Here is a 4,540-nt window from a genome sequence, read left to right as displayed (position 1 = left end):
GTAGGGAGTCGGATAGCAGCCTAGTACCTATGAAGTTGGGTAATGCCGATGGAGGAAAGGCTGCTACCAAAGTATCGCCCTTATTAGGGACACATTTACTACACACAGAGGTAGAATAAATGGAAACAAAACTACTAAGGATAGCAGAATAGTAAAGTCTGATAGAAATTAACTAAGTTCTTTGAATGATAAGTTGGAGGAGCCGTGTGCGTTAATAGCGCAAGCACGGTTCTGGGAGGAGATGGAGTTCGATTTACCGTAAGGTAAAAAGACTCCTTTCTACTCGACTAGTTAAAGATCATAAAAGGCTGTTTTGCAGCCTTTTTATAGTTGGTTAGGACATAGTAAAACCCCTCTCGTATGATGAGAAGGGCTATTGTCATTATGCACTTTGGGAAATTTTTTCATTACCATCTCTTTTATATATCAATTTTCCTAGAACCGGCATGAACCAACGATCCAATCCAATTTTTCCTGCATTCATTCCTGCCACAAGAATAAATATTCCTAGAAAAACCATTTGGGGATTTGTACTTGTCGTTCCTGAAAACATATAAGCAAAGTTCATTGTAAGCCCCATTAGTATTGAAAATGATGTGAAAATACCCAAAATTAAGCCAAGACCAACTAAAAATTCTCCCCAAGGCACTAGAACATTAAAAAGATCAACGTAAGGTAATGCAACTTCTTTTAAAAAATTTCCCCACCAAGGTTGAACAGCAGGGTGTTCACCAGATACCTGGTTCACTGCTCCATTTAAAAAGCCACTTGCATCGAATTTGCCACTTGAGATTTTTCCCCAGCCAGCATTAAGCCATTCCCATCCAAGATAGACTCGAAATACAGTAAGAAGCAGCGATATAAAACGATTTTCCCTTAAAAATTGGATAAACACGATAAAACCTCCTCATTAATGAAACATTAAAACGATATCGATTATCATTATCAGTCTTTTTGATTTTATAATCAATAAGAGAAAAGTAACGAATATTTTGAGTATAGTTGAATTTTCTAACCCAATTTACTTATTTTTTTATACTGAAGTTTGTAGTTATCTCCATTAGTCTGAGCAAATACTGCTTATACAACTACCATGGGAGTACAATAAAACCTTCCATTCACTGTTGTGAATCTAAAGGTTCATGGTTGGCTAACGCATGCTTCGGTGGTCTTTTTTTATAGCTCTAACTGGCAGGATAGTTGCATAAGAGATGATATAATCAGCTTATTCAATTAATTCCTTTTTTTAACTTCACTTCATAACATTAAATTTTCATTAAGTAAATTAGGCTAGAGCCGTTTCTATCCTTCATTTGCCTACATATTTTATCTTGTTATCATAAAAAGAAGGAGCGAGATATTATGTATTACTATGGTAATTATTACTCTTATCCACCTCAATCTTCATACTTACAACATCAATATTATCAACCAACCTATCATGATGAGTATGACGTAGATAGACAGCAAGGACAATTTCAACAATTTCAATCTTTTACAAGACGTATAAATGAGTTAGAAAGACGAGTAAATCAGCTAAATAGGGAAGTAAATCAACTTCAACAAACTTCAGAACGTCACACTAGACGCTTAAATAGATTAAATCAGCGACTTCGTGTGGTTGAGCAAAGACTTCATATACCTTTTTCATCTCAAGATGAAGGATTTTAGTAAAACTAAAAACTTTGAAAAAAGGATAGGAAAATATTTTATAGAAATTCAAGTAAATGAGAAAAAATATGTATATTTAAGTGTTTTTATTTAAAGTCATACATGATATGACAAAAAACGAAGGATAGAAAAAAAGATATGATATCTGCTATTTCTATCCTACAATTGACCTCATTTACCTACAACAAATTTTTACCTTATACAACTACTATGGGAGAACGATTTAAACAGCCATTCACTGTTGTGAATCCTTTGATTCATGGATGGCTAACGCATGAGATAGTTGAACAACACTTAACAATGTATATTATGGTAAATCAACTTCAATTTCAAAATCGAGGGAGGATAATTGAAGAGAGTGATTTGAAACAAGAGTGAAAATATCTTGTATTGACCCTTAGTAGAGCGTCCAAAATATTTGGATTTTCAACCTAAAGGAATTTAAAATATTAAAAATCCCAATTTCTAATTTTTTTATAAAGAAATTGGGATTTTTTTATTACTCCATTTATTGCTCGAGTTAAATTGATTTTTGCATACAAATAAATCTAATAAGAAGGCAAATGCTTCAGTAAATCCCATATATATTCATAAGTTTAAATAATTAAACATACCTATGAGTAGTTCACATTATACAAAATCAGTAACGGAAGGATTGGTACGGTGTCGAGTGATAACACTTTTGATTTTATTGTGATTGGAGCAGGAACAGCAGGTGGTCTAATTGCAAAAAAGTTATCGGATGACAAAATTACTTCTGTATTGGTACTTGAACCAGGCACAAATATGACTCAAGAGCTAAGTAGCCCTTCAGGTGCAGTATCAGGTGTTTTGTCTGCTGATAATAGGCATTCTTTTAATATGTTTACAAATTTACAGCCTGGTATTGGGAATCAACAACTTAGAGTGTCAGGCGGTAGAGCAATCGGTGGGAGCTCTGAGCATAATGCCATGTATGCTGTAAGGGGAAGCAAGGAACTTTATGATGAATGGGCACGTCTAGTTGGACCTCAATGGAGTTATAACAGTGTAAGGCCGCTATTCAAAAAAAATGAAACCTATACTGGAAAGACTCAACTACCAGAAGAACGAGGTAAAAAGGGTCCTATTTTTGTCAGACAACAAATTATTCCTAAGGATGGGATTACCGTTACATTAGCAAAGGCAACATCAGAAATATTAGATATTCCCATAGTCGAGGATTACAATACTGGAATTAGGGATTGTACTTTTTTTAAATCACAGTTTTTAAATAAGGAAGTAAATGGAAAATTTGTTCGCTCATCTACTGCAACAGGTTATTTAAACAGTAAAATAGTAACACAAGGAAATGAGATCCATCCAGATGAAGTTGGAGTTGGCGACAGAGAATTAGTTATTTTGGTTAAAACAACAGTGAATAAAATCCTATTTAAGCAAGATGGAAAAATTCAAGTTGCAGTTGGAGTTGACTTTGTCAGAAATGGCAAATCAAATAAAGCATTCGCGAAAAAGGGAATAATTCTTTGTGCAGGTAATTTATCTTCTGTTATATTACAGCGTTCGGGAATTGGGGACCCGGATGATCTGAAAAGAGCAGGTATAGAAACTTTAATTTACAGTCCAAATGTAGGACATAACTTTCAAACTCAATTTACAACCGGAATGGGAGTTGAAGTTAAAACAAATCGGATTTTAGACCTCATATCTGCAGACCCTGATAATCCAATTACACTAGGTGCTTTTAATGCCGATCGCGGTAAGGGAGGGCGTCGACTTCAAATAATTGGAGTTCCTGCATCAACGTTTCTCCCTGCCTCAGAGGTATTGGAAAATAATTGGGATTTCGATCCAAAAAAGCAGAGCAATATCATAAGTTTTGGACTTTTTGACGATAACCCAAAAAGCAGAGGTACTATTATGGTCTCACACAGCGATCCTGAGGCATATCCTACCATAGACCTTAATCCACTAGGAAATGCAGATGACCTGAGATTCATGGTTGATCAGTTTATTGAGACCCACAACATTATGAAGAAAGCACGTGAAATCGATCCTGAAGGAATATTTAAAGTCGTATTCCCTCCTGAAAATATCTTTGAGATAAAAAATATTGAAGAAAAGCGTAAAAAATTAGAAAGTTTCGTAAGGGCCTCATATCGTAATGTTTTCCACTTTGGAGGTCAATGCAAAATGGCAAGGAGTGTTCGGGAAGGTGTCGTAGATGGCGAATTGAATGTTTTTGGAACAAAGAACCTTAAGGTAGCTGATCTATCAGTAGCACCTATTTTACCTGATGGGAATACTTCACTCCCTTCTCAAATTATTGGTTTAAATGCTGTACGATTCATTCAAGATTAATCTCTAATTTATCAATTATTTGGTGCTGATTTTTAGCACTCTTTTTTATTCTACTTAGACTATAGTATCCTATTTCATTAGCATCTTTGTTAAACATTTTTATACTTAGATGAACCATTACCGTTTTAAGACCATTAAAGAATATAAGTGATTCTCAATATGAATAAGCATCTTTTATCGTGCATAAATAGAAATTGTTAAGCATTGTACTTCAATTAACGCATGCAATAGTTGAATAACACTGAAAAGACGATTAACTATGATCGTCTCCTATTTTCCTATCTGGCAGTATATTTCAATAAGAAATAACTAAATTTGTTTGATATATTAATAACAAAACATAATTTTGAGGGGTCATCATGGTAGATATTGAATTATTTGAAAGTGCCATAAAAATAAGTAAAGAAATAGTTAGTTATGAACCAATAAATCAAGTAACGCTTAAATTTTTTACTGATTATCAGATATCAGAAGAAATATTATTATTTATGAAAAAATTCTCTTTTTCACAAAATCTAATATTTAATAG

Annotated in this window: 3 protein-coding genes; 2 read left to right on the top strand and 1 reads right to left on the bottom strand. The window is 33.8% G+C overall.

The window, feature by feature from the left end; translation table 11 throughout:
* Window positions 1-382 precede the first annotated feature (382 nt).
* Window positions 383-895, bottom strand: a complete 513-nt coding sequence (locus CN514_RS13195) for a DoxX family protein (protein WP_098232990.1) — start codon at window positions 893-895, stop codon at window positions 383-385.
* A gap of 467 nt (window positions 896-1,362) precedes the next feature.
* Between CN514_RS13195 and CN514_RS13190 the strand changes: the two genes are divergently transcribed.
* The gene (locus tag CN514_RS13190) at window positions 1,363-1,671 is read left to right on the top strand and encodes a hypothetical protein (protein ID WP_098232989.1); all 309 of its coding nucleotides are present in this window, start codon (window positions 1,363-1,365) and stop codon (window positions 1,669-1,671) included.
* 663 nt (window positions 1,672-2,334) lie between these two features.
* Window positions 2,335-4,011 carry a GMC family oxidoreductase gene (locus CN514_RS13180; RefSeq protein ID WP_098232987.1) on the top strand — a complete coding sequence of 559 codons (1,677 nt, stop codon included), beginning with the start codon at window positions 2,335-2,337 and terminating at the stop codon, window positions 4,009-4,011.
* Window positions 4,012-4,540: the final 529 nt, after the last annotated feature.

It is taken from the genome of Bacillus sp. AFS001701, from assembly GCF_002559405.1.
In the GTDB taxonomy this organism is placed as follows: domain Bacteria; phylum Bacillota; class Bacilli; order Bacillales; family Bacillaceae_G; genus Gottfriedia.
The sequence above is the reverse complement of the archived record's forward strand: the minus strand, read 5'-3'. Positions and strand labels throughout refer to the sequence as shown.

Coding starts and splice junctions, on each gene's coding strand:
- CN514_RS13190 (WP_098232989.1), top strand. CDS start 1,363: ATGTATTACTATGGTAATTATTACTCTTATCCACCTCAATCTTCATAC.